Annotated in this window: 26 protein-coding genes; 8 read left to right on the top strand and 18 right to left on the bottom strand. The window is 45.3% G+C overall.

Annotation, left to right across the window (positions count from 1 at the left end; all coding sequences use genetic code 11):
• Positions 1 to 49 precede the first annotated feature (49 nt).
• A complete protein-coding gene (locus JMX92_RS05405) occupies positions 50 to 871 on the top strand; it encodes a hypothetical protein (RefSeq protein ID WP_201544365.1) in 822 nt (273 codons plus the stop codon).
• Between the two features lie 72 nt (positions 872 to 943).
• Here the strand turns inward: JMX92_RS05405 and uvrC are convergent, their stop codons facing one another.
• The 6 genes from uvrC to rpsP form a co-directional block, all read right to left on the bottom strand.
• Positions 944 to 2,788, bottom strand: coding sequence for an excinuclease ABC subunit UvrC (gene uvrC / locus JMX92_RS05400; protein ID WP_110815958.1), 1,845 nt, complete (start codon positions 2,786 to 2,788; stop codon positions 944 to 946).
• 143 nt (positions 2,789 to 2,931) lie between these two features.
• The gene (locus JMX92_RS05395) at positions 2,932 to 4,446 is read right to left on the bottom strand and encodes a DUF3360 family protein (RefSeq protein WP_011959497.1); all 1,515 of its coding nucleotides are present in this window, start codon (positions 4,444 to 4,446) and stop codon (positions 2,932 to 2,934) included.
• 287 nt (positions 4,447 to 4,733) lie between these two features.
• Positions 4,734 to 5,150 carry a 50S ribosomal protein L19 gene (gene rplS, locus JMX92_RS05390; protein ID WP_011959496.1) on the bottom strand — a complete coding sequence of 139 codons (417 nt, stop codon included), beginning with the start codon at positions 5,148 to 5,150 and terminating at the stop codon, positions 4,734 to 4,736.
• Between the two features lie 273 nt (positions 5,151 to 5,423).
• Positions 5,424 to 6,185, bottom strand: coding sequence for a tRNA (guanosine(37)-N1)-methyltransferase TrmD (trmD, locus tag JMX92_RS05385; protein WP_011959495.1), 762 nt, complete (start codon positions 6,183 to 6,185; stop codon positions 5,424 to 5,426).
• A gap of 90 nt (positions 6,186 to 6,275) precedes the next feature.
• Positions 6,276 to 6,806: a ribosome maturation factor RimM gene (rimM, locus tag JMX92_RS05380; protein WP_011959494.1), complete on the bottom strand. Its 531-nt coding sequence runs from the start codon at positions 6,804 to 6,806 to the stop codon at positions 6,276 to 6,278.
• 88 nt (positions 6,807 to 6,894) lie between these two features.
• Positions 6,895 to 7,158 carry a 30S ribosomal protein S16 gene (rpsP, locus tag JMX92_RS05375; protein WP_011959493.1) on the bottom strand — a complete coding sequence of 88 codons (264 nt, stop codon included), beginning with the start codon at positions 7,156 to 7,158 and terminating at the stop codon, positions 6,895 to 6,897.
• A gap of 121 nt (positions 7,159 to 7,279) precedes the next feature.
• On the opposite strand from rpsP, the gene JMX92_RS05370 reads away from it, so the two are divergent.
• A complete protein-coding gene (locus tag JMX92_RS05370; RefSeq protein WP_155586727.1) occupies positions 7,280 to 8,740 on the top strand; it encodes an ATP-binding protein in 1,461 nt (486 codons plus the stop codon).
• Positions 8,741 to 8,796: 56 nt separating this feature from the next.
• On the opposite strand, the gene JMX92_RS05365 is transcribed toward JMX92_RS05370, so the two are convergent.
• From JMX92_RS05365 to JMX92_RS05310, 12 genes are all read right to left on the bottom strand, one after another.
• Complete coding sequence (locus JMX92_RS05365; protein WP_155586728.1) at positions 8,797 to 10,488, bottom strand: ATP-binding protein; 1,692 nt, start codon at positions 10,486 to 10,488, stop codon at positions 8,797 to 8,799.
• Between the two features lie 489 nt (positions 10,489 to 10,977).
• On the bottom strand, positions 10,978 to 11,694 hold the full coding sequence (locus tag JMX92_RS05360; RefSeq protein WP_110815954.1) for a response regulator: 717 nt from the start codon (positions 11,692 to 11,694) through the stop codon (positions 10,978 to 10,980).
• Between the two features lie 340 nt (positions 11,695 to 12,034).
• Positions 12,035 to 12,451, bottom strand: a complete 417-nt coding sequence (locus tag JMX92_RS05355) for a F0F1 ATP synthase subunit epsilon (protein WP_011959487.1) — start codon at positions 12,449 to 12,451, stop codon at positions 12,035 to 12,037.
• Between the two features lie 130 nt (positions 12,452 to 12,581).
• Positions 12,582 to 14,009, bottom strand: a complete 1,428-nt coding sequence (gene atpD, locus JMX92_RS05350) for a F0F1 ATP synthase subunit beta (protein WP_011959486.1) — start codon at positions 14,007 to 14,009, stop codon at positions 12,582 to 12,584.
• A 38-nt stretch (positions 14,010 to 14,047) separates the two neighbouring features.
• Positions 14,048 to 14,929: a F0F1 ATP synthase subunit gamma gene (gene atpG, locus JMX92_RS05345; RefSeq protein WP_011959485.1), complete on the bottom strand. Its 882-nt coding sequence runs from the start codon at positions 14,927 to 14,929 to the stop codon at positions 14,048 to 14,050.
• Positions 14,930 to 15,024: 95 nt separating this feature from the next.
• Positions 15,025 to 16,569 carry a F0F1 ATP synthase subunit alpha gene (gene atpA, locus JMX92_RS05340; protein ID WP_011959484.1) on the bottom strand — a complete coding sequence of 515 codons (1,545 nt, stop codon included), beginning with the start codon at positions 16,567 to 16,569 and terminating at the stop codon, positions 15,025 to 15,027.
• A gap of 163 nt (positions 16,570 to 16,732) precedes the next feature.
• Complete coding sequence (locus JMX92_RS05335) at positions 16,733 to 17,362, bottom strand: F0F1 ATP synthase subunit delta (RefSeq protein ID WP_201544363.1); 630 nt, start codon at positions 17,360 to 17,362, stop codon at positions 16,733 to 16,735.
• Positions 17,363 to 17,576: 214 nt separating this feature from the next.
• Positions 17,577 to 18,047 (bottom strand): F0F1 ATP synthase subunit B, encoded by a 471-nt coding sequence (locus JMX92_RS05330; RefSeq protein ID WP_011959482.1) that lies wholly within the window; start codon positions 18,045 to 18,047, stop codon positions 17,577 to 17,579.
• A 104-nt stretch (positions 18,048 to 18,151) separates the two neighbouring features.
• A complete protein-coding gene (gene atpE / locus JMX92_RS05325; RefSeq protein ID WP_007394515.1) occupies positions 18,152 to 18,397 on the bottom strand; it encodes a F0F1 ATP synthase subunit C in 246 nt (81 codons plus the stop codon).
• A 34-nt stretch (positions 18,398 to 18,431) separates the two neighbouring features.
• Positions 18,432 to 19,298: a F0F1 ATP synthase subunit A gene (gene atpB, locus JMX92_RS05320; protein ID WP_011959481.1), complete on the bottom strand. Its 867-nt coding sequence runs from the start codon at positions 19,296 to 19,298 to the stop codon at positions 18,432 to 18,434.
• 355 nt (positions 19,299 to 19,653) lie between these two features.
• Positions 19,654 to 20,103 carry an ATP synthase subunit I gene (locus JMX92_RS05315; protein ID WP_227675274.1) on the bottom strand — a complete coding sequence of 150 codons (450 nt, stop codon included), beginning with the start codon at positions 20,101 to 20,103 and terminating at the stop codon, positions 19,654 to 19,656.
• Positions 20,104 to 20,257: 154 nt separating this feature from the next.
• Complete coding sequence (locus tag JMX92_RS05310; RefSeq protein ID WP_201544361.1) at positions 20,258 to 21,235, bottom strand: metal ABC transporter substrate-binding protein; 978 nt, start codon at positions 21,233 to 21,235, stop codon at positions 20,258 to 20,260.
• A 206-nt stretch (positions 21,236 to 21,441) separates the two neighbouring features.
• Here JMX92_RS05310 and JMX92_RS05305 point away from each other — a divergent pair, with 206 nt between their 5' ends.
• The 6 genes from JMX92_RS05305 (at position 21,442) to gluQRS (ending at position 26,512) form a co-directional block, all read left to right on the top strand.
• Entirely contained in the window at positions 21,442 to 22,020 is a 579-nt protein-coding gene (locus JMX92_RS05305) for a transcriptional repressor (RefSeq protein ID WP_227535356.1), read from the top strand.
• 117 nt (positions 22,021 to 22,137) lie between these two features.
• Positions 22,138 to 22,971, top strand: coding sequence for a metal ABC transporter ATP-binding protein (locus JMX92_RS05300; RefSeq protein ID WP_201544394.1), 834 nt, complete (start codon positions 22,138 to 22,140; stop codon positions 22,969 to 22,971).
• 113 nt (positions 22,972 to 23,084) lie between these two features.
• The gene (locus tag JMX92_RS05295) at positions 23,085 to 23,879 is read left to right on the top strand and encodes a metal ABC transporter permease (RefSeq protein ID WP_011959476.1); all 795 of its coding nucleotides are present in this window, start codon (positions 23,085 to 23,087) and stop codon (positions 23,877 to 23,879) included.
• 39 nt (positions 23,880 to 23,918) lie between these two features.
• A complete protein-coding gene (locus JMX92_RS05290) occupies positions 23,919 to 24,941 on the top strand; it encodes a metallophosphoesterase (protein WP_201544360.1) in 1,023 nt (340 codons plus the stop codon).
• Between the two features lie 163 nt (positions 24,942 to 25,104).
• On the top strand, positions 25,105 to 25,539 hold the full coding sequence (gene dksA, locus JMX92_RS05285; RefSeq protein WP_011959474.1) for an RNA polymerase-binding protein DksA: 435 nt from the start codon (positions 25,105 to 25,107) through the stop codon (positions 25,537 to 25,539).
• Between the two features lie 31 nt (positions 25,540 to 25,570).
• Positions 25,571 to 26,512, top strand: a complete 942-nt coding sequence (gene gluQRS / locus JMX92_RS05280; protein WP_201544358.1) for a tRNA glutamyl-Q(34) synthetase GluQRS — start codon at positions 25,571 to 25,573, stop codon at positions 26,510 to 26,512.
• Positions 26,513 to 26,516: the final 4 nt, after the last annotated feature.

Genomic DNA, 26,516 nt, shown 5'->3' with positions numbered 1-26,516 from the left:
AATGGCTTGATTTACCCTTATTGTCTAATCCAACAGGAGACCTGTTAGCATGTCACAAGTCGCGTTCTCGCATCAATTTTCACACCGCTGGAGCAATGCGCCTCAGCCTGTGAAAGAGGCCTTATTTCAAGAGTTTGATGATATCGTCCGTCTGTTAGAGGCTGAGACCGACTTAGACAGCTTTGAGTTTACTGTGCCGGATTTGCATGAGCATATTGAAGCCATTTATGCCGAGGTCGAAGCTGAGCGTGCGGCGGCTCGCCTGCAGGCAGAGCAGTTAGAAGCTGAGCGCCTAGAAGCCGAGAGACTAGAATATGAAAAGCTTGAAGCTGAGCGCTTAGCGTTTGAAGCACAGGCAGCTAAGCAGCATGCTTTAAGTCAGCAACAGGCTGAGCAGGCTGCCGAAGCACAGATTGAGCAAGACCATTCGGCAGATAACTTAGCCGAAAGCCGCTTATTAGACACCGTCTCAGAGTCTAGCCTAGCTGCTGACAGCACAGCTGATACCCTCGATACCCTCTCTGACTTGGATCAAGAAGGCTTAAACCAGACCAAGCTAGATCAGAGCAATCTAGACCAGAGCGAGATTGAAACCGAGGCGTATCAGCAAGCGGCGGAGGTAGCAAGCCCGGTTGCAGCTGACACGGCAGCAACCGATAAGGGTGAAACGAGCAAGCACGTCACTGCCCCCGATACCAGCACCCCGCCCGCTTTTGAATTTGCGGCGCTCAAAGGCGAGCTCGATGAGGAGTTTATCAAAGGTCTTGAGGCGCATATCGATGACTACTTAAGTGAGCAGTTGGCCGATATGTCAGAGAATTTAAAAGCTTGGCTGCGTGATCAAATCATGCACCGTTTAAGCAGCAAGTAAGTCTTAATCACAGCACAAACAACAAAGCGGTAGGCCTCAAGCCTACCGCTTTGTTATTTCTTGCTGCTCAGTCTACTCATGCAATACTTTATAAATGGTATTGGCCATCACTTTACCAATACCGTTTACCCCTTCAAGCTCTTGCTGCGATGCGCCCAGTAGCTGTTGCAGCCCGCCAAAGTGGTTGAGTAAATCACGGCGGCGCTTCTCTCCCAGACCTGGAATGGCTTCAAGTACCGATGATGAGCGGCGTTTATCGCGTTTTTTGCGATGCGCCGTGATGGCAAAGCGGTGCGCCTCATCACGAATATTCATAATTAAATGCAGCGCCTTAGAGTCCATCGGTAAGTCGAGCGGCTCATGCTCAATAAAGTGCAGCACCTCAAGACCCGCTTTACGTCCCTCGCCTTTGGCTACCCCAATCAGCAAGGTGTCATTTAAAAGGCCAAGCTCAGTAAGCACATTTTTGGCCATAGACAGCTGACCCTTACCCCCATCGATGAGCAGTACATCTGGCAAAGGATGCTTCTTATAACGACGGGTAATCGCCTGCGCCATAGCAGCATAGTCATCGCCATCTTGCACCCCATGAATGGCGTATTGTCGATAATCACGTTTACGGGCGCCGCCTTGATCGAATACCACACAGCTGGCAATGGTCGCCTCACCCATGGTATGCGAGATATCAAAGCACTCTATGGTGTCTATGCTGCTTTGGCTGACCGGCTCGAGCACCTCTTTTAACGCGGCAAATCTGGCATGCAGCTCCAGATAATCGCCAAGCTTGGTCTTTAACGCATTGTGCGCATTTAGTTTGGCCAAATCCAGCCACTCTGCACGGTGCTCGCGCACATTGGTTTTGATGACCGTCTTAGCCTCAAAGTGGGTGCTTAGCGCCTCTTGCAGTGCCATCTGATCCGGCAGCTCGTGGCTAATGATAATCTCTGCTGGCAAGTCATCGGTAACTTGGAAATAAAATGAGGTGATAAAGGCGGATAAGTTGTCATTGATCGGCTCATTGCTATCGACATCGGGGAAGTAGTTTTTGCCGCCCAATACCCGCCCGCCACGCACGGTTAACACATTAACGCAGGTCATGCCCGCTTGACTGGCAATGGAGATAACATCGGCCTCCCCTTGCACCGTATATACCGCTTGGCGTGATTGTACTTCACGCAGCATGGAGAGTTGATCACGATAAAAGGCTGCTTTTTCGAAGTCTAGCGCTTCAGCAGAGTGTTCCATCTTCTCAATCAAGGTGGTGTGAATGTCGCTTGAGTCCCCCTTTAAAAAGCGGATGGTGTTTTGTACATCGGCTGCGTACTCTTCAGCAGACACCAAGCCGACGCATGGGGCGCGGCACCGCTTAATCTGATACTCAAGGCAGGGGCGTTTGCGCTGACGAAAAAAGGTATTGGTACATTGGCGCATCTGAAACATCTTTTGCATCAGCACCAAGGTTTCTTTGGCAGCGTGTGCTGAGGGGAAGGGTCCAAAAAACTTGCCCTTTTGATGCTTGGCCTTACCGCGGCCATAAGCCAGACGCGGATAAGGCTGGTCAGCGGAGATAAACACATACAGATAGGATTTGTCATCGCGCAGCAGCACGTTATAAGGCGGACGATGCTCTTTAATTAGGTTTTGCTCAAGCAATAACGCTTCAGTCTCACTGCGGGTAATGATGGTCTCGATGTCATGAATACGAGACACCAGCGCACGGGTCTTAGGGTGGTCAATGGTTTTGGCAAAATAGCTATTGACGCGGCTTTTAAGCGATTTGGCTTTACCGACATACAAAATATCGCCGTTTTTACCCAGCATCTTATACACCCCTGGTAAATTAGGCAGTCTTTTTATCAGATGCTTTAGACGGGCTTGCTTGTCATCGGCTTGAGCCGTTAACGACGGAGTCACCATAACGTATTAAACCAAAAATTATTAAAGATACCTTTATTTATGGGGCTTTTGGGGCATTATTACAAGCACAAAAAAAAGCTGGCATAACGCCAGCTTTTTATAACCTTTTTGCTATACGTGAGGCTTAGACTTATGGTGAGGCCTTAGTGTCTAAAGCTTGGCATCAATGCAGGGATACCTGGCAACATACCTACCATGGCCATAACCACTGTCAATAGCACGAACATAAAGGCGGGAATAATCCAGCGGCTCATTTTGCTTAGGCCTGCGCTGCGCTCTTTTGAGCCAATAAGCCCTAAGTTGTCTAGTAGCATAGTTAAAGACCAACCAAAGGCTGGGTTTACCAAGGCAGAGGCGAATACTACGATGGCTGCAGATTGAGTGGTTTTGCCCTCACGTGTCATCTCCATGCCCGCCTCAAGTAGCGGAATGAATACGCCCACAATCAGCGCCACACACATCACAGGCTCCCAGATGGCCAAATCCATAGGATAGCCCCAAATCGCTGCGATCACACAAAAAACAGCGGTCAAAATAGCGCCTGCTGGAATAGGACGCTTCGCAATTGCTGCAGGCACAATATAAGTTCCCCAAGATGAGGTAAAGTTTGCGCCGCCTAACACCGAGCCCACCACCTGACGGATAGAAGCACTGGTCATGGTGTCATCAATGTTCATCACCACACGCTCCGTGCGCTTGGGATAGCTGATCTTTTGGAACACCTGATGGCCCAAGAAGTCAGGTGACCACATGGCTACTGCCAGTACTGCGAATGGCAGTACCACCATAAAGCTCTCTAAATTGGGCAGACCCAACATCCATCCTGTGTTTTCACCCCACCAGTACATCGGACTCATATGCGGCATACCTGGCGCAGTCTCAAATGCAAAAGGCGCACCCAGTAAGAAAGCAACACCGCCGCCCAATAAGCAGCTTAAAGGAACCGCAAGCCAGCGCTTATTGTAGTTTTCCAGTACCGCATACAACACAATGGTGCTCAAAATTACCACAAAGGCAATGTGCGGCATATTGATGTCTTTGGACCAGTTAAGCAGCTTGGTCACCTGAGAGGTGGTACCAATAAAGCCCAAGTATAATAGCAGACCGCCACACACCCCTTTACTGGTCAAGTTGGCCAGCAGACTCCCCCCTTTACTAATGGCGAGTAAGATACCAAACAGACCAATTAGCAGACCAAAAGCCATCGGGTGACCGCCTGCCAATACCACAATAGGAATAAGCGGAATTAAGGGGCCATGGGTACCGGCCAAGTTGGCGGTAGGAAGAATAAATCCGGAGAATAGCACCACGAAAAACGAGACAATAAGTAACTCATAGCGCACGTTTTCTAGAATAAAGGCATCACCCAAATTAAGAGCACCGGCGAAAGTCGCGGCAATGGCGCCCACCATAACCACTTTACCAATGGTGGCTGCTAAAGCAGGAATGGTATCTTCGAATTCAAAGCGATAATCACGAAACGGCAAGTTGGGTTTCCAGCGCTTAGGCTGCATGATTTGTAATTCGTGATTAAGGTAGTCATCGCGACTGGCGAAACTTGAACTGGGCTTGTGCAGCTGCTCATAAGTACCGGTTAAAACAGGACCCTCGTCAGTGATAGAGTCGTGTCCTGAATTAGGCAATGAGTCATTACTCATAGTATCTCCTTATACTAATAAAAAAATATCTTCCGTACGCTTAGGATGTTAAAAAGAATAGATGTATAAATTCATACAGTACATGTGTAAGCTTATTGTATTCTAACTGCACAAATAATACGAGTGCTATTTATCGCTAAATCACTGATTTATAGAATAAAAATTGTCTAGTCAAATGAAAAAGCCCTAATCAATTAAGACTGGGGCTTTTTCCTAATGGCTGTTAAGGGCCATTAGCTCTTTTTGGTATACAACTAATTAATGCTTTAACCTAAAGTAGGATCAGCTTAGATGCCTGGTGCAGTTTCTACTGCTTCTGGAACGTTCGCGCTAGTTTTAGTCTGAACGCGTGCAGATAATTTCTCACGGATACGTGCAGATTTACCAGAACGCTCACGTAAGTAGTAAAGTTTCGCACGACGTACAGCACCACGACGCTTCACTTCAATGCTATGAATGATTGGTGAATGTAATTGGAAAGCACGCTCAACACCGATACCGCTTGAGATTTTACGAACGGTAAATGCAGAGTTAAGACCACGGTTACGCTTAGCGATTACCACACCTTCAAAAGCCTGAAGACGCTCACGGTCACCTTCACGAACTTTTACTTGAACAACAACTGTATCACCAGCAGAGAAGTTAGGACGCTCAAGTAGTTGTGAATTTTCAACTGCTTGTACTAATGGATGTACATTACTCATGAGATTGCTCCTCACATGGGATGGCATAGGCTAACACGCATACCACCCGTTTATAATAATCACCCCTTAAGCTCAATACGAGCGGACTGGGGAAACAGGAATAAGAAATCGGTTTTCGATTGTTATTGATATTGAACCAATAACCCTAACGGCTTAGGCCATGATATTAAGTTGGTTTATCATCGGGTTTAGCCAGCTAGTTTAGAATCTGGGATAATAAAAAATAGTAAAGTTAGCACTTAGACAAAGCATATTGAAAGTTCTATCGGCTCTCTACTTCATCGTTTTGTTAACTTTTTTGAGCAAGCGGGCTTGCTCGGCGTTTGGGGTAAAGGATTGCCACAAGTCAGGACGCCTTTGTTTGGTGCGCTCAACTTGCTGCATAAACCGCCACGTTGCGATATTGGCATGGTGTCCAGATAATAACACCTCTGGCACTTGTAGCCCCTCAAAGTCATGAGGCTTGGTATAGTGCGGACAATCTAGCAACCCTTCAACAAAGGAGTCTTGCTCAGCCGACTTTGCATCACCCATAACATCGGGCAATCGGCGTATGACACTGTCCATCAATACCATCGCAGGTAGCTCACCACCGGTCAATACAAAATCTCCAATAGAGATCTCCATATCAACATAACGCGCTAACAGTCGCTCATCAATGCCTTCATAGCGACCACACAACAGAATCATAGCCTCATAATGACGCATAGAAACCACTGCAGCTTCATCTAATTTATCCCCTTGCGGAGACAGATAGACAACCGGACAGTGCTCTGAATCTGTGATACAGCCGTGTAAGCTTGCTTGCGACTTGGCATACGCTATGGCTTTTGCCAAAGGTTCTGCCATCATCACCATACCCGGACCACCACCAAAAGGGCGCTCATCGATACGGCGATAATTGTCTGTCGTAAAATCGCGAGGATTTATGCAGTCGATAACCACTTGCTTATTTTGAACCGCTCTACCGGTGATGCCATACTCACTTATCGCGGTAAACATCTCAGGTAAAATGGTGATGACAGCGAAATACATTAGGTCACCTCCATCTTATTAATGCGTCAAAATACAGACAATCGTTGAATAACTAGGAGTCATTGTTAAGCCTTAATCTAAATTATGGGCTTAAAAATCACGTTCCCAATCTACAACCATCCGTCCGGCAGCCAAATCAACCACATCGACAGTTTGTTTGTGCCAAGGAATCATGCGCGGCTCATCATCGATACTGTCTTGACTCGGCACTACCTTCATAATCGGGTGTGCACCAGTTTCGAACAGCTCTTTGACCGTGCCTAGGCACTCATCTTGCTTATTAATGACACTTAAGCCCACCAAATCAGACCAGTAGTACTCGTCCTCTTCAGTGCTAGGTAAGCTGTCTTTATCAATCCAAATACTAACCCCGTTCATCGTTTCGGCGACATTGCGATCAGGGACTTGCTCAAATTGAGCCACAATACCTGTGCCTTGTCGGCGCCACTGAGTCACGGTCAGGGGTTTAAAGCCTGTAGCCGTTTTCATCCACCAAGGCGAATAACTAAAAATAGCTTCTCGTTCCTCAGTTTCACTAAAAACCCATAACCAGCCTTTAATGCCGTATGGTTTTTTTAGTTGTCCTATTTTCATAAGACTGTCAGCGTTTGGTTTGGTCATAAGACTTGCTCAGCCACAATTAATAAAAAACAATTACTCAAAACTTGGTTGCAATGAGATACACTCCCATTGCAAGGCAAATGATGTCTTAAGCAGTTGCTTCTTCAGTTGTTGGCTTATAACCTTTAGCCAATGCTTTAACGCGATCTGAAGGCTGTGCGCCTTTTTCGATCCAAGCATTGTAAGCGTCCATGTCTAGACGAAGTTCAACTTCTTGACCTTTCGCTAGTGGGTTGTAAAAACCTAAGTTTTCGATGTAACGGCCATCGCGTGAACGACGTTGATCAGCTACAACAACTTGATAGAATGGGCGTTTTTTGGCACCGCCCCGTGCTAAACGAATAACAACCATTTGAGTTCTCTCTTCCGTAGGTATACCAAAAAGGGCATAATTATATCAGAATACTAATGACTTGGAAACCTTTACCTTAATTAAAACTGTAACCAACAATAAACTACTAAGCGATATCCCAATGACCCACTCAGCCTCTCGTTCCATACGCTCACGTTTTAGACTGAAGCCTTATTCCAACACTTGGCAGACCACCCTTGCTGTGATGCTGGTAGTGACCGTCAGTGTGGCGGTTTCAATCTGGTTTTTTTGGCGCAGTTTGTATTTGCCCGAGCTAAAAAACCATGCTCGTTACCTAACCACTGAGTTGAAGCTCGTCAATGCAACGCGTCAGGATTGGGCAGACAATGAGGAGGTTAGCCGCTGGATTTTCGCCCACAATCATATTGCGGTGGTTGAAGATCCCAGTCAGTTTCCTGATGTTTCAGATAAAGCTGTGGTTGAGTTTTTTACCGATGTTATTCAGCAAGAAATCAGCCAGCAGCTAGGCCGTGACAGTGTGGTTTATTTTAAGTTTAAACCCACGCCGCAGCTCTGGGTTCAGGATACAGCATCACCGGAGTTTTGGATACGTGAACCTGTTATATTTTATGCACAGTATAGCCCAAGTTCGCTGATTTTCTTCTTATTGGGCATTCCGCTATTGGCATTGGTGACCATTTTATTATTGGTACGTCAATTAAACCGTCCGCTGCGTAAGCTACAACAAGCGGCGACCAACTATATCAGTTTGGGCAGCGCCACCACCCTACCCACCAAGACAGGCACCACTGAGATTCGCCGCGTAAACATGGCCTTTAACCGCCTATTTACGACACTAAATCAGGCTCAAAAAGAGCGCACCATTATGCTTGCCGGTATTTCACATGACTTGCGCACGCCCCTGACTCGAATGCGGCTTACCGCTGAGATGCTGCCCGATGAGTTTTTTCGAGAAGGGCTGATTTACGATATCGAAGACATGGATGCCATTTTAGAGCAGTTCATCTCCTTTATGAAAGATGGCTCCGATGAGGCGGTCAGCTTGACCAATTTGGACAGTATTTTTAAAGAGGTGATGGTGCAATTTGCGCCCCTTGAATTCATCTATCAATCCGATGGACTGCGCGAGGTGGCGGTCAGACCCATGTCTATCAAGCGTCTTATTATTAATTTAATCGTAAACGCTCAGCGCTATGGTAAGCCGCCCATTTATTTGACCGCTACCATTACCCCAACCTTTAATTCGCAACAGGTGGATCCAGATGACGAAACCTCAGTGTCTACGCCAGGTATGGTACGCAAGGCTAAGGAGCAATTAATCATTTGTGTGCGCGACTGCGGCCCTGGGGTAGCAAATGATCAATTAGAGCGCATTATGCAGCCCTTTGAGCGTGGAGAATCGGCTCGGACGACTCAAGGTAGCGGACTGGGTCTTGCCATCGTACAGCGCATTACAGGGCTGCATCATGGCACGGTAGAAGCCATCAATCATCCTGAAGGCGGATTGCAAGTATGTGTGCGTATCCCACTGCTATCTCAGACCCAGCCTACGGACTGGGAGCCTAACGATGAGGATGACGTAGAAGCCTATCATGAATAAGGCCCGCATCAGCAAGACCAGTATGAGTAAGACCAGACAATAGGACAGCTAATGGATTAGCTGTCGCTGTCTATCAGTTTACGAGCGCCTTTTTCTTGCGTTAATTGATCGGCTGAAATGGTCTGGGTTAACGGCTTAATCGGCCAATTCATGGTAAAGCGAGCGCCGCCCAATTTCGGACTTTCATCCACAGACATGGTGCCATTAAACCAAAACGCAATACGTGACACGATAGATAGCCCGAGGCCATAGCCCCCTGAAGCGCGCGTGCGACTGTCATCTAAGCGCGCAAAAGGCACGAACACCTTATCGCGATCTTCTTCAGGAATACCGTGGCCATCATCTTCTACCGACACAAAAGCCTCGCCTTTACGTACGCCGGCACTAATAACAATCTTCGACTCAGCATAACGCAAGGCATTACCCGCCAAGTTCTGCACAACACGGTGTAGGTAGCGTCTGTCTGCCACCGCAGTCACCTTGGCTGTCGGTGCTATACCCACTATCTCAATGGGCTTACCTAACGCATTGGTCTCACGCACAATCTGATCGACCAGCTCTTTTAGGCTCACCGGCTCAAGGTCTAGCTTAGGCGAGCCTTCTTCTAACTTAGCGTAAGTTAAAATCTCATCAATAAGACCATTTAACGATTCAATATCTTCATCGATATAGTCGCGCTGCATCTCTCGAGATTCTTGATCTTCAGTATCTGCCAACATATCTACCGCAAAGCGAATACGTGCCACAGGGGTGCGCAGCTCATGTGACACCGCTCGGGTTAGCTCCCGCTGTGACTCAATAAGGCGCTTGATGTGCTCAGTCATGGCGTTGAAGGTGGCCGCCAATCGGGCAATCTCATCTTGACCCACCACCTGCACACGGGTATCTAAATTACCATCGCCGACTTCATTAACACCGGACTGAATCAGTTGCAATTTGCGCTCAAGTGGGAAAATCAGTGCATAAACTCCCAAACTAATAAGGAACATGCTAATAAGCACCACACTGATAATCAGATTAAAGGGGAACCACTTAAACAGACTAACCGGCCCAATAACCAACGCCATATTCTCAAGCTCAGAGGGCGCTATAATCTTAATAGAGGAGTCATCAGAGCGGGTACTGTCACGAAACAGCATGACCACTTCATCACGGTCTAGCCGGCGCAGTTGATCATCATCTAGTTCAAGCTTATCGACATTTTCAATGCTAAGTGGAAACGCGAATTTTTCTGAAATTTCACTAAGACGCTGACGCTTGCTTTCAAGGTCAGGAAAGTAGGACAAATCATTTAAAAGCAGCACTGCCATGGCACGCACTTGTTGCTCAGTGACTTTGCTAATACGCACAGTAATCACATTATCTTCACCCTCGATAGGATGAAAGATGTCGGCATAGGCCGGCTGAGCGACATAACGTACCACTGTTTTTTGTTGCTCTAAACGCTTAAGCTCACTAGCCTTAAAGTCGATACTTGACTCTGGCTGAATACTAAAATTATTACCAAATAATTGACTGATATCATTAAGCCAATATTCGCGCTGGGTCTCAGAAGCTTGCTGCTTTAGACCCGAGCTGACCAAATACAAAGCGCCTGTGGCCACGTTTTCTCTATAGGTTTGAATACGCTCTTTATTGATGGTGTCCACCAACAGCTGGGCAAATAAGGCAACAAAAAGACAAACCAATAATAAGCCGGCATAGATGCGCAGAAAAATACTATGTTTTAAGGATGAGAATATTGGCATATGACATCTAATAAAATTAATTTTATCCTAGTTTACCCTAATTTGGATTTTTAACCTACCGATGACCAAGCTGCTACCAGTGTCTACTAAAGCTACCCGTTTATGAGTTAATATTGGTAGTTAACAACATAGATGAGTGGATAAAAGACTTAAAAAATAATCGGTTGGCGTTAAGTGGTCGCTTAGGAGGAAATGATACTCAATTATAAGGGCAGTTCCGACTACTATGGTTTGAAATTTTGTTGTCAGGGCACAAGTTTTGTAAAAAAACTGTCAAAATAGGCCATTAATTAGCACAAAGTACACAAAAACCAGTCGAACACGACCGCTATGCTAAAAATCACTCAAAAGCCAAACACAAAAAAGCCAGCTATTATAGCCGGCTTTGTGATAAATCAAAGCTAATCAGACAGCAGATAGCAATTAGGCCTATGTCAGCTTTATATCACCGCATGAGCAACGCCATCTGCAGCAACTATTTAGGTAAAATTAGTTGCCTTCTTTAACGAACAAGTAGCCTTTACTGCGTACTGTTTTAATGCGTTTTGGATTTTCTGGATCATCACCGATTTTTGGACGAATACGTGAGATACGTACGTCAATTGAACGGTCTTGACCATCATACTCAATACCACGCAGACGCTCAAAGATGTCTTCACGTGATAAGATGCGACCTGCATTTGAGGCCAACAGCCATAGTAGGTCATATTCAGCACTGGTGAAGTCAACCAATTCGCCATTTAGGGTTACTGAGCGGCCACCATTGTCGATAACCAGCTCACCAAACTCTAAGCGCTGTGGTACTTCTTCTGAAGGTGCATTCTCCGAGCGGCGTAATAAAGCGCGGATACGAGCCAATAATACGCGAGGCTGAGCGGGCTTAGCGACATAATCGTCAGCACCCATCTCAAGACCCAAGACTTGGTCCATGTCTTCTGTACGCGCAGTCAGCATCAAAATTGGGCTGTGGTAATGTGGACGTACTTCACGGCAAACGGTTAGACCATCGCTACCTGGTAACATCACATCTAATACAACCAAATCAGGCTGTTCATTGATAATGCGGCGGATAGCACGGTTACCGTCAGTTTCGATGGCGACATCCATGCCGTTTTTAACCAAGTAATCTTGGGTTAACATAGCAAGACGTTCATCATCTTCTACAATTAAAATCCGTGGGGTTTGTTCTTCTTCAATATTAGACATTATTCTTCCTCAAAACAGTTATCAATGTTTACTGTGATTGCCTTCTCTACTTAAAAGTATGCATTACATTTAGTATATAGATTAACTATATTGTCATCAATCAGTATAGCCATAAAAGCCTTTATTAATCAGGCTTGAGTTTATTATGTTAGCCCAAAAGCCTATTTATTCATACCTTAGTCTATTCAAATACTAATGCCACTTCAGCGCGTTAGCTTTATTAATAAACAAACTAATAGTTATCGACTTAATCTTAACACATAAAAAAACAGCCTAGTATAGGCTGTTTTTTTATTTTAATAAGTATTTAATATGTATACACTACTAGGCAGTATAAGCCTTAAGCACGGTTACGATATTTTCTAATCGTTTGTAGCTGGGCAACAGATTCTGCCAAAGAGGCCAATGCCGCATTGGTCTGTAAAGTCTCAGTCTGATTAGCCAGCATTTGCTCTGCTTTTTTACGAGCTTCAACAATCTTAGCTTCATCTAAGTCATGGGCACGCACTGCAGTGTCTGCAAGTACGGTCACAAGCTTAGGCTGAACCTCAAGAACACCGCCAGACACATAGATGACTTCTTCATTGCCATCAGGTGTTTGAATGCGCATTGAGCCCGGTTTTAATAGTGTGATGAGCGGGGTATGACCTGCTAATATACCAACTTCACCTTCACTACCCGTCGCAATTAACATACTGATTTCACCAGCATATATCTCTTCACGAGCACTGACTACTCGGCACTGTAAGGTTGCCATGCGACTCTCCGTTATTCACTCATTAACTTACTAATTTGATATAAATGTCTTAAATTGCGATAGCTGATCGCTAATCTGAGTGTGACATACTTTATATGAAATATGCCACACCCTGTTTAGCACTATCTCATTAAGCTGCAGACTTCATTTTCTCAGCTTTAGCAACCACTTCATCGATGCCACCTGCCATGTAGAACGCTTGTTCTGGAAGGTTGTCATACTTACCGTCTAAGATATCACGGAAGCTTGAGATGGTTTCACGTAGCGTGACATATTTACCAGGTGCGCCGGTGAATACTTCTGCCACGTGGAACGGCTGTGATAAGAAGCGCTGGATCTTACGAGCGCGGTATACCACCATTTTGTCATCTTCTGAAAGCTCATCCATACCAAGAATGGCGATGATGTCTTTAAGCTCTTTATAGCGCTGTAGAACTTCCTGAACACCACGAGCAACGTTATAGTGCTCTTCACCGATAACCAGTGGATCTAGCTGACGAGAAGTTGAGTCTAGTGGATCAATCGCAGGGTAAATACCTTGAGAGGCGATATCACGGCTTAGTACTACTGTCGCGTCTAAGTGAGCGAACGTCGTTGCTGGTGATGGATCGGTCAAGTCATCCGCAGGTACGTATACCGCTTGGATAGAGGTAATAGAACCTGTTTGAGTTGATGTAATACGCTCTTGTAGTACACCCATCTCTTCAGCTAGTGTCGGCTGATAACCTACCGCTGATGGCATACGACCTAATAGTGCTGATACTTCAGTACCGGCTAGTGTGTAGCGGTAGATGTTATCAACGAATAATAGAACGTCTTTACCTTTACCGTTTTCATCTTTTTGATCACGGAAGTATTCAGCCATGGTTAGACCAGTTAGTGCAACACGTAGACGGTTACCTGGTGGCTCATTCATCTGACCGTAAACCATCGCAACTTTAGAGTTGGTGAAGTTTTCAACATCAACAACGCCCGCTTCTTGCATCTCGTGGTAGAAGTCGTTACCTTCACGAGTACGCTCACCCACACCAGCGAATACTGATAGACCTGAGTGCTTAAGCGCGATGTTGTTAATTAATTCCATCATGTTTACGGTTTTACCAACACCGGCACCACCGAACAGACCAACTTTACCACCTTTAGCGAACGGACAAAGTAAGTCAATTACTTTAATACCCGTTTCTAAAAGGTCAGTGCTGTTCGCTTGCTCATCATATGATGGCGCTTGACGGTGGATAGACCACTTGTCTTCAGAATTAACTGGGCCTTGCTCATCAATGGGGCGACCCAATACGTCCATAATACGACCTAAGGTGGCTTCACCCACAGGTACGGTAATAGGGGCACCAGTATTGGTTACTGGTAGACCGCGTTTAAGACCTTCTGTCGATCCCATTGCAATAGTACGTACAACACCGTCACCCAGCTGCTGCTGAACTTCTAGTGTGGTATCAGTACCATCAACGACTAATGCATCATATACTTGAGGCACGTCAGTGCGGTTAAACTCGACGTCAATAACTGCGCCAATAATTTGTACTATACGACCGCTACTCATGGCGTTCTCCTTGAACTTCTAAAATATAGGTATGTCAATTAGGAAACAGCAGCAGCACCGCCGACAATCTCCGAAATCTCTCGGGTAATTGCCGCTTGACGCAGCTTGTTATAAACTAACTGTAAATCATTAATTAGGTCACCAGCGTTATCAGTTGCTGCTTTCATCGCAACCATACGTGCCGACTGCTCAGAGGCAATATTTTCCATGACCGCTTGATAAACAATTGATTCGATATAACGATTAAGCAAACCATCAATCAATGTCTTCACATCAGGCTCGTAGATATAGTCCCAGCTAAGCTCTGTATTGATGCCAGCATCTGCAGAGTCAATAGCACTGTCTGGTAGAGGAACCAATTGGGTAACAATAGGTTGTTGCGTCATCGCGTTAACAAACTTATTGTAAACCATGTAAATACGATCTAGACGACCATTAGCATAATCATCAAGCATGGCTTGAACAGGAGCATTTAACTGCTCAAATGTTGGATTATCGCCATAATCAGTGACTGCTGAAGTTACTTTACCGCCAAAGCTCTTAAAGAAGCTGACGCCTTTAGAGCCAATTACAGCAAACTCAGCTTCAACAGACTGATTTTGAAATTCTTGAACGTGGTGCATTAACTTTTTAAACAAGTTAATGTTTAACCCACCTGCCAAACCACGATCAGAAGTCACTAGAATATAGCCAACACGATTTACCGAACGGTTAGTCATATAAGGATGCTTATAATCTGAAGAAGCATTCACTAAGTGTGAGACCACACGGCGCATACTTTCAGCATAAGGACGACCAACTTCCATACGCTCTTGGGCACGGCGCATTTTACTGGCGGCTACCATCTGCATCGCACGCGTAATCTTCTGCGTACTTTTGATGCTGGTAACCTTAGCACGAATTTCTTTTAAACTTGCCATAACATTTCCAATTCGGCGGGGTTTAAATGAGGATTAATCTTGAAACGTCACACTTCAAATAGTGCGACCAGCTAAGCTGATCGCACCCTTGTTACTTAGAAAGTGTGGTTTTGTAAAAACGTTTCAACTGAAGATTTTAATCGGCCCGCAATATCATCATTATAGTTTGCAGTGTCGTTAATCTCTTGCATCAAGTCAGCTTGCTCGTCATACATGTAACGTAGGTAAGCCTCTTCCCATGCACCAATTTTCTCAACAGGAATAGCGCTTAAGTAACCTTCGTTCGAGGCGAAGATAACCGCGGCTTGTTCCGCAATTGACATTGGTTGATACTGCTTCTGCTTCATTAATTCGGTAACACGCTCACCGTGATCAAGCTGTTGCTTGGTCGCATCATCAAGGTCAGATGCAAACTGAGCAAACGCTGCCAATTCACGATACTGAGCCAATGCAGTACGAATACCACCAGATAGTTTCTTAATGATCTTAGTCTGAGCAGCACCACCAACACGTGATACAGAGATACCGGCGTTAACTGCAGGACGAATACCTGAGTTAAACAGACTTGATTCTAAGAAGATCTGACCATCAGTAATAGAAATTACGTTGGTTGGTACGAATGCAGATACGTCACCTGCTTGAGTTTCAATAATAGGTAGTGCAGTTAAAGAACCGGTCTGACCTTTTACTTCACCGTTAGTGAACTCTTCAACATACGCTGCGTTTACGCGTGATGCGCGCTCTAATAGGCGTGAGTGAAGATAGAAAACGTCACCTGGATAAGCTTCACGACCTGGTGGACGACGTAGTAGTAGTGAAATCTGACGATAAGCTACCGCTTGTTTTGATAAGTCATCATAAACGATTAGCGCGTCTTCACCACGGTCACGGAAGTATTCACCCATAGTACAGCCAGAGTATGGCGCGATGTACTGAAGTGCTGCAGGCTCAGAAGCTGAAGCCACAACCACAGTTGTGTAGGCTAAAGCACCAGTTTCTTCAAGCTTACGTACTACGTTTGCGATGGTTGAGCGTTTTTGACCGATGGCTACGTACACACACTTAATGCCAGAGTTTTTCTGAGCAATAATGGCATCGATGGCCATAGCAGTTTTACCGGTCTGACGGTCACCAATGATAAGCTCACGCTGACCACGACCGATTGGAATCATGGTATCAACCGCTTTATAACCGGTCATTACTGGCTCATCAACAGATTGACGAGCGATAACACCAGGGGCGATTTTTTCAACTTTATCAGTTAGCTTAGCGTTGATTGGGCCTTTACCATCAATAGGGTTACCTAAGGCGTCAACCACGCGGCCTAATAATTCAGGACCTACTGGTACTTCTAAAATACGGCCAGTACAGTAAGCTTTTTGACCTTCTTGAAGACCTAGGTAATCACCCAAAACAACCGCACCGACGGAGTCTTGTTCAAGGTTCAATGCCATACCATAGACATCGCCTTCAAACTCAATCATCTCACCGTACATCGCATCTTCAAGACCATGAATCTGAACAATACCATCAGATACTTTGACAATAGTGCCTTCATTTTTAGCGGTTGCACTCGTATCAAGGTCTTGAATACGCTGCTTAATCAGTTGACTGATTTCTGCTGGATTCAATTGTTGCATTGCCTTGTTTCCTTTAATTTGTGATTGCCTGCTTACTCGCCGGTTTATTAGTACTTAGTAACTGTTATTATTAGGCAAAAGTTACTGTTATAAGTACTTTAATAATAGCCTGTATGTATACAGTAAGCCGTGTTGGGCCACTATTATTATTTTTAATTATGCGTTAAGCAGTTAGCTGTGTTTTTAACTGTTTTAATTTTCCACGCACCGAGTCATCAACAAGCTTGTCGCCAATTTTAACAGTGGCACCCGCTAATAAACTAGGATCTACATCTTCATGAATAATAACAGATGCTTTTAAAGATTCTTCTAAGCGCTTTTGAATCATGACACGCTGTGTCTCACTTAGCGGATAAGCAGACGTCACATATGCGTTGACTTGTTTGAGTGCTTGAGCACGATGCAAGCGAAATTGCTCATATACCTGAGGTATTAAGCTCAAACGTTCTTGCTCGGCCAATTGGTGCACAAAGTTTTTGATTTGAGGGGTTGCGGCCGGAAGAGCTTGGTTAGACTGCGCCTCATCTTTATGATTTTGAGTGCTAAGAAGCAAAGACTTAAGCGGTGTCTCCTCAGTTGAGGTTACTTGCTCGTCATAGATGCTAACTAACATGTCAGCTTTTTGCTCAGCAGTAATAGCGGGGTTTTCTAGCATTTGCACAAAGGCAGAATCACCAACCACGCTGCTTGCGATAAACAAGAAATCTTCCCACTCACCAATGACTGAGTTTTCATGGGCATAGTCAAATGCTGCTTTGGCGTAGGGTCTCGCTAGTGTAGATAATTCAGCCATTATGTCCTCTTAGCCATATTTTATGTAAAACTTTATATAAAACAAACCAGGTATGAGAAATTGATTATTGATAAGAGTTAACCCCTACTGTGGACTAAGGTGATAACGAACAGTCAACAACATCGCTGTGGCAAACTGCAGCATTATTAGCGCTTAGCTCAGCCGATTGACATCAACTGAAAGAACAATAGTGCTTTTAATTTAACTCTATCAATTATAGCTTAGCAGCCAATTCATTAAGCATATTGGCGTGCGTTTGCTGATCAACTTTTTCTTTTAGAATTTGCTCAGCACCAAGTACGGCAAGCTCAGAAACCTGAGTACGTAAACTTTCACGTGCTTGATTGATCTCAAGATCGATTGATTCACGGGCTTGTTGACGAATACGTTCGCCTTCCACTTGGGCTTGCGCTTTTGCTTCTTCGATAAGCTGGTTAGCGCTTTTGTTCGCTTGCTCAATCAGTGCAGCAGCTTTCGCTTTCGCTGTCGCAAGTTCTTGCTCAACTGATTGTTCAGCACTTGCTAAGTCTGCTTTTGCCTTCTCGGCTGCATTAAGACCATCAGCTATCTTTTGCTGACGCTCACTAATAGCACCCATAAGAGCGGGCCAAATGAACTTCATGCAAAACAGAACAAAAATTGCAAACGCTATGGACTGACCGATTAGGGTAAGATTAATATTCACACGATCACCTCTTTATTAATAAAAATCAGTATCATTGACCACTCGGTATCTGATAAAAATTCAAAATTACTTCGAATGGTCAACAGGGGTCACTGATGTTTAAATTAAGCTAGAGGGTTTGCGAATAATAATAACATCGCAATACCAACACCAATCATTGGTACCGCATCTAGAAGACCGGCTACAATGAACATGCGAGTTTGCAACTGTGAGCCAAGCTCAGGCTGACGTGCTACGCCTTCTAGAAACTTACCACCTAAGATAGCAAAACCAATGCCTGTGCCTAGAGCACCAAAACCGATTAGTAATGCAACTGCGATAACTGTGTAACCACCTAATACTGGATCCATTGATGTATCCTCATTTACCTAAGAAAAACTTTAATTAATGTTCGGTTTGTGACGCTAGTGATAGATAAACTATCGTTAACATCATAAATACGAACGCCTGAAGGGTAATAATTAATATATGGAAAATTGCCCAAGGTACTGATAGTGCCCACTGAATCCAAAATGGCATTAAGGCAATCAATACGAAGATCAGCTCACCTGCGTACATGTTACCGAATAAACGTAGACCAAGTGAAATTGGTTTGGCAATTAGAGTAACAAATTCTAGGATGAAGTTGATTGGGATTAAAATAATCTTTGCAATTGGGTTTTTAGCGCTGAAAGGATGAAGGGTTAGTTCACCAACAAAACCGCCTAGACCTTTTTCTTTGATGCTGTAATAAATAATCAATGCAAAAACTGAGAACGACATACCTAAAGTGATGTTCGGATCAGTAGTTGGTACGATTTTAAAGAACACATGATGGGGATCATGGCCCATAGCAGCACCCACTTTTTGGGCAAGTACTGGAATGTAGTCGATGGGCATTAAGTCCATCAAGTTCATCAAGAAGATCCACACAAAGATTGTTAATGCTAATGGCGCAATTAACTTTGATGTGCCGTTATAAGAATCGCGAACGTTGGTGTCAACAAACTCAACAATCATCTCGATCGCTGCTTGTAGCTTGCCAGGAACACCTGCGGTCGCCTTTTTAGCAACCAACCAAAATAATGCGCAAAACACGATACCCAGACCAATTGACCAAAGCATTGAATCCAAATGGATGGCCATAAAGCCCATCTCACCGGCTTCTTTTGCAGTATGAGCTACTTTCCAGCCTTCGCCAGGCAAGTAGCCATAAGTCCAGTTGGTCAAATGGTGAGCAATATAATCAGTCGAGGTTATTTCAGCTGCCATAATCTTAGCTTCTTATAAGTGTGTGTTAACCTTTAATTTAATTAGCAAAAAATAGTAATTTCGAACTCTTTGCTAATTAAATTTCGGCGCTCAAAAAATCACTACTTATATTAAAGTAGAGAGGTAAAAGTGTAAAGAAAACGTTTATTTTATTTAATAAATATTTCCAGATTGTAAACCTGTTACTTTATCTTACTCAAAACTGCCAGCGTATCATACACTATTTACGCCTTTAATTGACACTTTAAAAGCAGATAATGCTAAGCACTAATTTAAGCTTAACTGTATTAAGCTTGCTCACCTTCTCTTTGATTACAAAGTTTAGACAGCGGTGAATGCTTTGAATACACAGACCCTAACGGATTTTCCATAAGGTTAAAAACTGCCCTATCTGCATGGTCATAAATCCCACGACGATAGCAGCGGCTGAAAGCGACTTAATAGTCATAAAAATAAGACTAAATCCAGCAATAACGATCACCCATTTAACAATTTGACCAAAATATAAACTGCCTACTATATTTTGTCTGGCTTGAGCACCGCTATAGCGAAATACAAACCAAGCAAAGACTGTTTGGGCTACCCAGTTTAGTAACGCCCCTAAAGCCACGCTTTTGGCGATAATAAACGCATAAGCGCTGTCATTGCTTGTCGTATTATTAAAAAAAGCAAAGTCAATTATCCAGGCAGCACCGATAATCACTAGAAGAACGAGGGCTCTAAGCCGAGCTTGTCGTCGTAGTTTTTGGCGTTGCAGCTCTTTTCTTTGCGATGCGCGTAGTGGCGCTTTTGATTGAATTGACATGGCTTTTCTGTAATACAAAACGCCGACTATTATAGAGAGCGCTTTTCCCTAAAGCAAGGAAAAAATATCGTTTTGTCAAATACTTTTTTTATACAACACTGTAAGCAATATTTAACAGCAACCTTAACAATACTCAACGTCAGCTTATACCGCTCTAGCCAATACACGTATTGATGTCTTTGGCCAAAGCTTGCCAGCCTGAGATAAAGTCGGTGGCGCCGCTCATGTCTTCTTGTTGCACTGTACTATTAATAGGTTTTAGTTTGCTGAGCACGCCTTGATTACTGTCTGCTTGCAACAGCATACACATGGTAGGCTTGGGGCGATTTTGTTTTAACCAATGAAATTGACTGGCTTTGGGTGGTAGGTGATGGTCTGAGGTAAGCGCCCCTGCTAAGCGTAAATTAAGGGCCGGCTCTATATAGTGAAAGGCATCATGATACGCCCAATAAGGTCGAGGCGATTTGCTGCTGACGAAAGCCTGTTGTACCGCACTGTCCATTTGCTGTGCGAAGCGTTGCACGTTGGCGGCATAAATCGCTTTGTACTCTGGATTGGCACGACTGTAAATTGCGCCCAGTGCTCGGGTGATGGCTTTGGCATTATTGGGATCTAGCCAAATGTGCGGATCTAAAGTGCCTTCAATGGGCTCTGCTTTGACATCACGCAGCGGCTCACGATGAAAAGCCTTTAGGCCAAATAAGCTAATGCTGTTATGAGTTTTTGCCAAAGGCTTGGCCAAATTGGACTCTAGCTGACTGCCAAACCAGATCACATAACGGCTGTCTTGTACCGTCTTCATATCGCTGGGGCTTAGGCTGCCATGATGGCCCACATCACCTGGATCTAATAAAAGCTTGCCTGAGGGCGCGCCCTTGGTGACCGCTTCACTGAGTAAAAACAAAGGATAGTTACTAATGGCAATCTGGGTATTGTCGCGTATGGCAGCAGGCAGCTGGTCAATCCCTATAGGGGCGGCGGCTGTTGATGGCGCCGCATTGGCAGAGGTTGTCAGTGCTGCGCTGGTTAATAACAGGGCCCCTACCCCGCGTGCTAACTGCTTTAAACGCACAGATAATGACTGTTTTGATAATAAAGAGTGTAAGGCGGTGTTAGGCTGAACTGGGAACATACTATTCTCTGTGATAAGGCAATTAATGATAAGCAGCTGGCAAATACTAATCAAATACTAATGACGCAGTGGCGAGCAGACGCGCGTAAGTAAGATAGCGTCAATAAACAGTATTCTCTATCTATACACAGATATGTTATACTATAACTAATATAATTTTAAGCATTTTTACAAATTTATTGAAAGGCCCACTTCTGAGGTGAGTTATGAGCGTATCTAGTAATGCCCCTGACGCAGTAATTAGCGCCCCCTGTGACCATCATGGCCCACACTTGCATGATGTGCATGCTTTAACTCAAGCCGAGATTGAGAATCGGCTATTGGCTGCTGAGCAACTTTGTGCGACTAAAGGCGCCCGTTTTACACCCTTAAGACGCACCGTTTATCAGCTGATTTTGCAATCTGATAAGCCGCTTGGTGCTTATGACTTAATCCAAAGCCTGCAAGACAGCCGCGCCCAAGATCAAGGCAATAAAGCCAAGATGGTGGCGCCGCCGACCATTTATCGAACCTTAGAGTTTTTGTTAGAATTCGGCTTTATTCATCAATTGACCTCACTGAATGCCTTTGTACCCTGTTGCCATCCCCGCGATGAGCACAATGCCGTATTCTTATTATGCAATGACTGTCAGCGGGTACAAGAATGTAGCGGCATGCCCGTTCAGGAGATTTCAAGCTACGTGAAGCAGCAAGCTGGCTTTGAGGTCAAACAAAGCGTGATGGAGCTTAAAGGGTTATGCCATACCTGCTCGCCAAGCCTAGCCGATGCGGTAGTGCAAGGATAGTCTATGAGCCTTATAAAAGAGCCTAACCCGCCTAAGGCCAGTGTTATACCCAGCGCTGGGATAAATATCACAAAGCTTGCCGCTGAGGTTAATGCTTCTGAGTCAACCTCAGTATTAATGCATTTGGACAACGTAGGCTTTAGCATTAGCGGCCGAGGCTTAGATAGACAAGAAGGTGTCTCTGAGCCGGCCAAAGGCAAACTCTCCGGCTGGCTTAACGGTGCCCGCTCTGCCAAAGCTAAGTCCTTAGCACTGGCTGATGACCCGGCACAAAAGGTGCTGCTAAGCAATATCAGTCTTAGTATTGAGCGCGGTGAGAAAATCAGCGTCATCGGCCCCAACGGCGCTGGCAAGTCCACCTTAATGAAGCTTATTTTGGGACTATTGACCCCCACTTCAGGACACATCAAACGCCATCCCAAGCTTGAGATTGGCTATGTACCCCAGAAATTTAGCATACCCGCCATACTGCCGCTACGAGTGCAAGACTTATTGGCACAGACCAAAAACCGGCTGACTGCTGAGCAGCAGGCCTTTTTGTATCAGCGTCTGTCCGTTACGCCTCTTCTTAAGAAGCAAGTTATTCATCTGTCAGGCGGTGAGACCCAGCGTATTTTGCTGGCACGCTCATTGCTCAGTAAACCCGACCTGCTTATCTTAGATGAGCCGATGCAAGGCTTAGATCCTGAAAGCGAGCGCTGGCTGTATGAGTTTATCGATGACTTACCACCTTTTTTGCAGTGTGCCATGGTGGTGGTCTCCCATGATTTACACTGGGTGATGCGTGGCAGTCGCCGAGTCATTTGTCTCAATAAACACATCTGCTGTGAAGGGCAGCCCAGCGATTTGGGCGTATCTCAAGAATTCAAAAAGCTTTTTGGTCATCAATACGAGCAGCCCTATATTCATCAGCCGCACGAGTGTCAGCATCATGCACCGCATGAGCATTGAGCCTAGGTACGATATATCTTTGGCCGTTTGAAACTGGGCTGTTTAATCATGGGCTGCCGCTTGCGTGTTGCGAGTCCTACTTCTTCTGTAACCTTTGTGGAATAACCGCGTTTATGCTAACTGAATGGCTTGATATCATTGCGCCTGCTTGGATTGCTGGCAGCTTATTGGCCTTATTATCGGCGCCTTTGGGCTGCTTGGTATTGTGGCGGCGTATGTCGTTTTTTGCTGATGCGCTCGCTCACGGTACGTTGTTTGGGGTGGCACTGGCCGCCTTGTGGCATCTGCCCTTTGGCATAGGGATTGCTTTGGTCAGTGTGTTGGTGGTGGTCGGCCTATTGTGGCTCGAAGATGTGCGCCTGCCCAATGATGCGCTACTGGCTGTCGTCTCGGTAACCTTATTGTGTCTGGGACTGCTCACCTTAACGCAGCTAACCCAGATGCAATCTAATGTGCTCAGTTATTTATTTGGCAACCTGCTTGAGGTAAGCTGGACTGATTTACCATTATTGTCGGCCTGTGTCGGCGTGGGTATTGTTGTTTTGGCTGTGATTTGGCGCCCGCAAGTGATTTTGGCCACCCATCCTGATTTGGCACAAGTGGCGGGTATTAAAGCCACCCGTCAGCGCTTGTTTTTTATGGGCGTGTTGGCTGGATTTTGTGCGCTGGCGCTCCAAGCGGTGGGCAGCTTATTAATTAGCGGTCTGCTTATTTTACCGGCGCTGACTGCCCGATTATTCGCCCATTCACCGAAACAAATGGTGATTATCGCCGTCATCTTGGCACAGCTTGCTGTCACCGGCGGGGTTTGGGGCAGTGTCTTACTTGATATTCAAACCGGTTTGGCCATTGTATTGGGATTGGCCTTGGCATTTTTTGCCGCTTTTGTCGCATCTCGCGCCCTCTAGTCGCCTTTTGGTTACGGTTTAATTTTTTGGGAGTTTGCCATGGCGCCATTGCCTCACTCTGTTAGCCCACGTCATACACAAGTCGCTGACAACGGTCGTCTTTCCGAGCCAACCGACTGTCATCCGCCCACTGAGATAAGCACAGACGATGGTATGGTCAATATATTACAGTTGACCGATTTACATCTGTATTTTGACACGCCCAAAGCTACCCATGAGCAAGATATCAACAAAGACTTGGCTCATCAGACCATAACCGGTATTTGTCAAAATAACAGCGCCAAGCGTGGCAACCCCCACAGTGCGGATGTGATTAACCATAGTGTCACACCAGTTATCCATAATTACGCAAGCTTCGAGGCATGTTTGACACAAGCGTTAAGCGAGGATGTGCGCTGTGATTTAATTGTCGTTACCGGAGACTTGGTGAGTGAGATCCATCCGCAGCTCTACCAGCATCTATATCAAAGACTACACCAAAGTGGCATTCCCTTTGCTTGTATCGCTGGTAATCATGATGTCACCGATGAGATTGGTAAGGATCTGCCTTTTGAGCAGCGCAGCTTTGAGCCGCATGAGCCTGACTCTAGATTGCTGTCTCGCTATAGTATGAAGCTTAATGGCTGGGAAATACTTTTTATAAATAGCTGTGTACCGGGGCAAATCTTTGGCCGTATAGGTAACAAAAATCTGTACTGGCTCTCTCAAAAATTAGCAAATAGTCATCATCCTGTCATAATTGCCATGCATCATCACCTGCTTCCAATGCACTCCGCTTGGATAGATGCGCACATTACCCAAGATGCTACTGAGTTTTGGCAAACCGTCGCCCCCTTTAATGCCTTAAAAGCTGTGGTAGGCGGTCATGTGCATCAAAGCTCAACGAGGAGCTACCAAGGCGTTCAGTTATATAGCACGCCCTCAACAGGCTATCAATTTAAGCCTGGCTGTGATGACTTTACTTTGGATGATGAGGCAAAACCCGGCTATCGCTGGCTGAGCTTAAAAGCCAATGGTACCTTGCAAAGCTGGGTAGTTAGGCTTGAAGATAATGCAGGATAATCAACTTCAAATTTATAGTCACTCCATGATAATTGCCGCCTTACTATTGAAAAAAGGGGCAAAAGACCTCATATAATTGTCCTAGTAATAAAAAAAGAAATGTGATATAAGAGTCAATTATTTTTATTTGGCACCCCCTACAAAATGGATATAGGAAACTGTCATGAATCAAACTGCTACTGACGACCTAACTTTTAAGCCTTATGAAGCTAAAGCAGATGAAGAGTACATGTCAGATGCCCAGCTTGAACATTTTGAAAATATTCTTAAGACATGGAAAGCACAGCTGGTAGGCGATGCTGAAAGTACTAAGACTTATATTCAAGATGAGTCGGCTTCATTATCAGACACCAACGACCGCGCCACTCAAGAAGAAGAGTTTGCGTTAGCACTGCGTACTCGTGATCGCGAGCGTAAGCTTATCCGTAAAATTGACAAATCATTGGCTGAGATTAACAGCGGCGATTATGGTTTTTGCCAAACTTGTGGTGTAGAAATCGGTTTGCGCCGCTTAGAAGCACGCCCTACCGCAACACAGTGCATCGATTGCAAAACTTTGGCTGAAATCAAAGAACGTCAAAACTGGGGCCATTCATAATCAATACCGATTGCCCCGTTAAGTTTTTGTGATGCCAGTATCAATACTCAACAGGCCTGCCGCTACTTTTACGAAGCCAGCTGTGGGCCGTTTTGCTCCCTCCCCCACAGGTGCGCTGCATTTGGGCTCGTTAACCACAGCCATTGCCAGCTATTGTCATATCAAATCTATCGGCGGCTGCTGGCTGCTACGTATCGAAGACACTGACCATCAGCGCTGTTTGCCTGAATTTAGCCACCAAATCTTACTCGATCTAGAGCGCCTAGGACTACACTGGGATGGCGAGGTGTGGTATCAATCTCAGCGTGAAGCCATTTATAATGAGCTGCTCGAAGACACCTTATTGCCGCGCGTTTATGGCTGCCAATGCTCACGTAAGCAGTTAGCGGGACATGAGATTTATCCCAGATACTGCTTGCCCGAGGCTTCCTTACGCCGCCATGTTGACCAAAAAAGCCAAAGCTTGGCAGGCAAAAAGGTACGCATTGAGCTGCCTGATTACAGTATTGGGTTCTTAGATGGCATTCAAGGCATGCAGTGGGCCAATCCGCAGCGACGCTTAGGTGATGTGGTACTGCGCCGCGCCGATGGCACCATAAATTACTTTTTGGCCGCCAGTGTCGATGATGGCCTACAAGGCATTACCCATGTGATGCGTGGCCTAGATATCTTGCCGCTCACCTCAGCCCAAATTGCAATTATGCAGTACCTAACGCTACCAGCAGTCGCACACTGGTATCACCTGCCCTTGGTGGAAAATCAGTACGGCCAAAAGCTGTCTAAACAGAATCTAGCCACCCCCATTGATACCTCAAGCAAGCACCATTGTCAGCGGTTAATCCAGCACGCACTGCTGTTGTTAAAACAGCCTAAAGTCGAGATAGATACCCCTGAGCTGATGCTCAAGCAAGCCACTCAGCAGTGGCAACATACCCCACTACACAACCAAAGCCGCTTAGGCCGCAGCTCATAAGCTG

Source organism: Psychrobacter sp. H7-1 (assembly GCF_904846585.1).
GTDB lineage: Bacteria > Pseudomonadota > Gammaproteobacteria > Pseudomonadales > Moraxellaceae > Psychrobacter > Psychrobacter raelei.
This window is presented reverse-complemented; position numbering and strand designations above follow the sequence as displayed.

Bases quoted from the DNA above. Each gene is read 5' to 3' on its own strand.
- JMX92_RS05335 (WP_201544363.1), bottom strand. From the start codon at position 17,362: ATGGCTGAATTATCTACACTAGCGAGACCCTACGCCAAAGCAGCATTT.
- dksA (WP_011959474.1), top strand. From the start codon at position 25,105: ATGAATCAAACTGCTACTGACGACCTAACTTTTAAGCCTTATGAAGCT.
- rplS (WP_011959496.1), bottom strand. From the start codon at position 5,150: ATGAGTAATGTACATCCATTAGTACAAGCAGTTGAAAATTCACAACTA.
- JMX92_RS05290 (WP_201544360.1), top strand. From the start codon at position 23,919: ATGGCGCCATTGCCTCACTCTGTTAGCCCACGTCATACACAAGTCGCT.
- JMX92_RS05395 (WP_011959497.1), bottom strand. From the start codon at position 4,446: ATGAGTAATGACTCATTGCCTAATTCAGGACACGACTCTATCACTGAC.
- JMX92_RS05310 (WP_201544361.1), bottom strand. From the start codon at position 21,235: ATGTTCCCAGTTCAGCCTAACACCGCCTTACACTCTTTATTATCAAAA.
- gluQRS (WP_201544358.1), top strand. From the start codon at position 25,571: ATGCCAGTATCAATACTCAACAGGCCTGCCGCTACTTTTACGAAGCCA.
- atpE (WP_007394515.1), bottom strand. From the start codon at position 18,397: ATGGATCCAGTATTAGGTGGTTACACAGTTATCGCAGTTGCATTACTA.
- JMX92_RS05305 (WP_227535356.1), top strand. From the start codon at position 21,442: ATGAGCGTATCTAGTAATGCCCCTGACGCAGTAATTAGCGCCCCCTGT.
- JMX92_RS05355 (WP_011959487.1), bottom strand. From the start codon at position 12,451: ATGGCAACCTTACAGTGCCGAGTAGTCAGTGCTCGTGAAGAGATATAT.
- atpA (WP_011959484.1), bottom strand. From the start codon at position 16,569: ATGCAACAATTGAATCCAGCAGAAATCAGTCAACTGATTAAGCAGCGT.
- JMX92_RS05365 (WP_155586728.1), bottom strand. From the start codon at position 10,488: ATGCCAATATTCTCATCCTTAAAACATAGTATTTTTCTGCGCATCTAT.
- JMX92_RS05370 (WP_155586727.1), top strand. From the start codon at position 7,280: ATGACCCACTCAGCCTCTCGTTCCATACGCTCACGTTTTAGACTGAAG.
- rpsP (WP_011959493.1), bottom strand. From the start codon at position 7,158: ATGGTTGTTATTCGTTTAGCACGGGGCGGTGCCAAAAAACGCCCATTC.
- uvrC (WP_110815958.1), bottom strand. From the start codon at position 2,788: ATGGTGACTCCGTCGTTAACGGCTCAAGCCGATGACAAGCAAGCCCGT.
- JMX92_RS05360 (WP_110815954.1), bottom strand. From the start codon at position 11,694: ATGTCTAATATTGAAGAAGAACAAACCCCACGGATTTTAATTGTAGAA.
- JMX92_RS05295 (WP_011959476.1), top strand. From the start codon at position 23,085: ATGCTAACTGAATGGCTTGATATCATTGCGCCTGCTTGGATTGCTGGC.
- rimM (WP_011959494.1), bottom strand. From the start codon at position 6,806: ATGACCAAACCAAACGCTGACAGTCTTATGAAAATAGGACAACTAAAA.
- JMX92_RS05315 (WP_227675274.1), bottom strand. From the start codon at position 20,103: ATGTCAATTCAATCAAAAGCGCCACTACGCGCATCGCAAAGAAAAGAG.
- atpD (WP_011959486.1), bottom strand. From the start codon at position 14,009: ATGAGTAGCGGTCGTATAGTACAAATTATTGGCGCAGTTATTGACGTC.
- JMX92_RS05300 (WP_201544394.1), top strand. From the start codon at position 22,138: ATGCATTTGGACAACGTAGGCTTTAGCATTAGCGGCCGAGGCTTAGAT.
- atpG (WP_011959485.1), bottom strand. From the start codon at position 14,929: ATGGCAAGTTTAAAAGAAATTCGTGCTAAGGTTACCAGCATCAAAAGT.
- atpB (WP_011959481.1), bottom strand. From the start codon at position 19,298: ATGGCAGCTGAAATAACCTCGACTGATTATATTGCTCACCATTTGACC.
- JMX92_RS05405 (WP_201544365.1), top strand. From the start codon at position 50: ATGTCACAAGTCGCGTTCTCGCATCAATTTTCACACCGCTGGAGCAAT.
- trmD (WP_011959495.1), bottom strand. From the start codon at position 6,185: ATGTATTTCGCTGTCATCACCATTTTACCTGAGATGTTTACCGCGATA.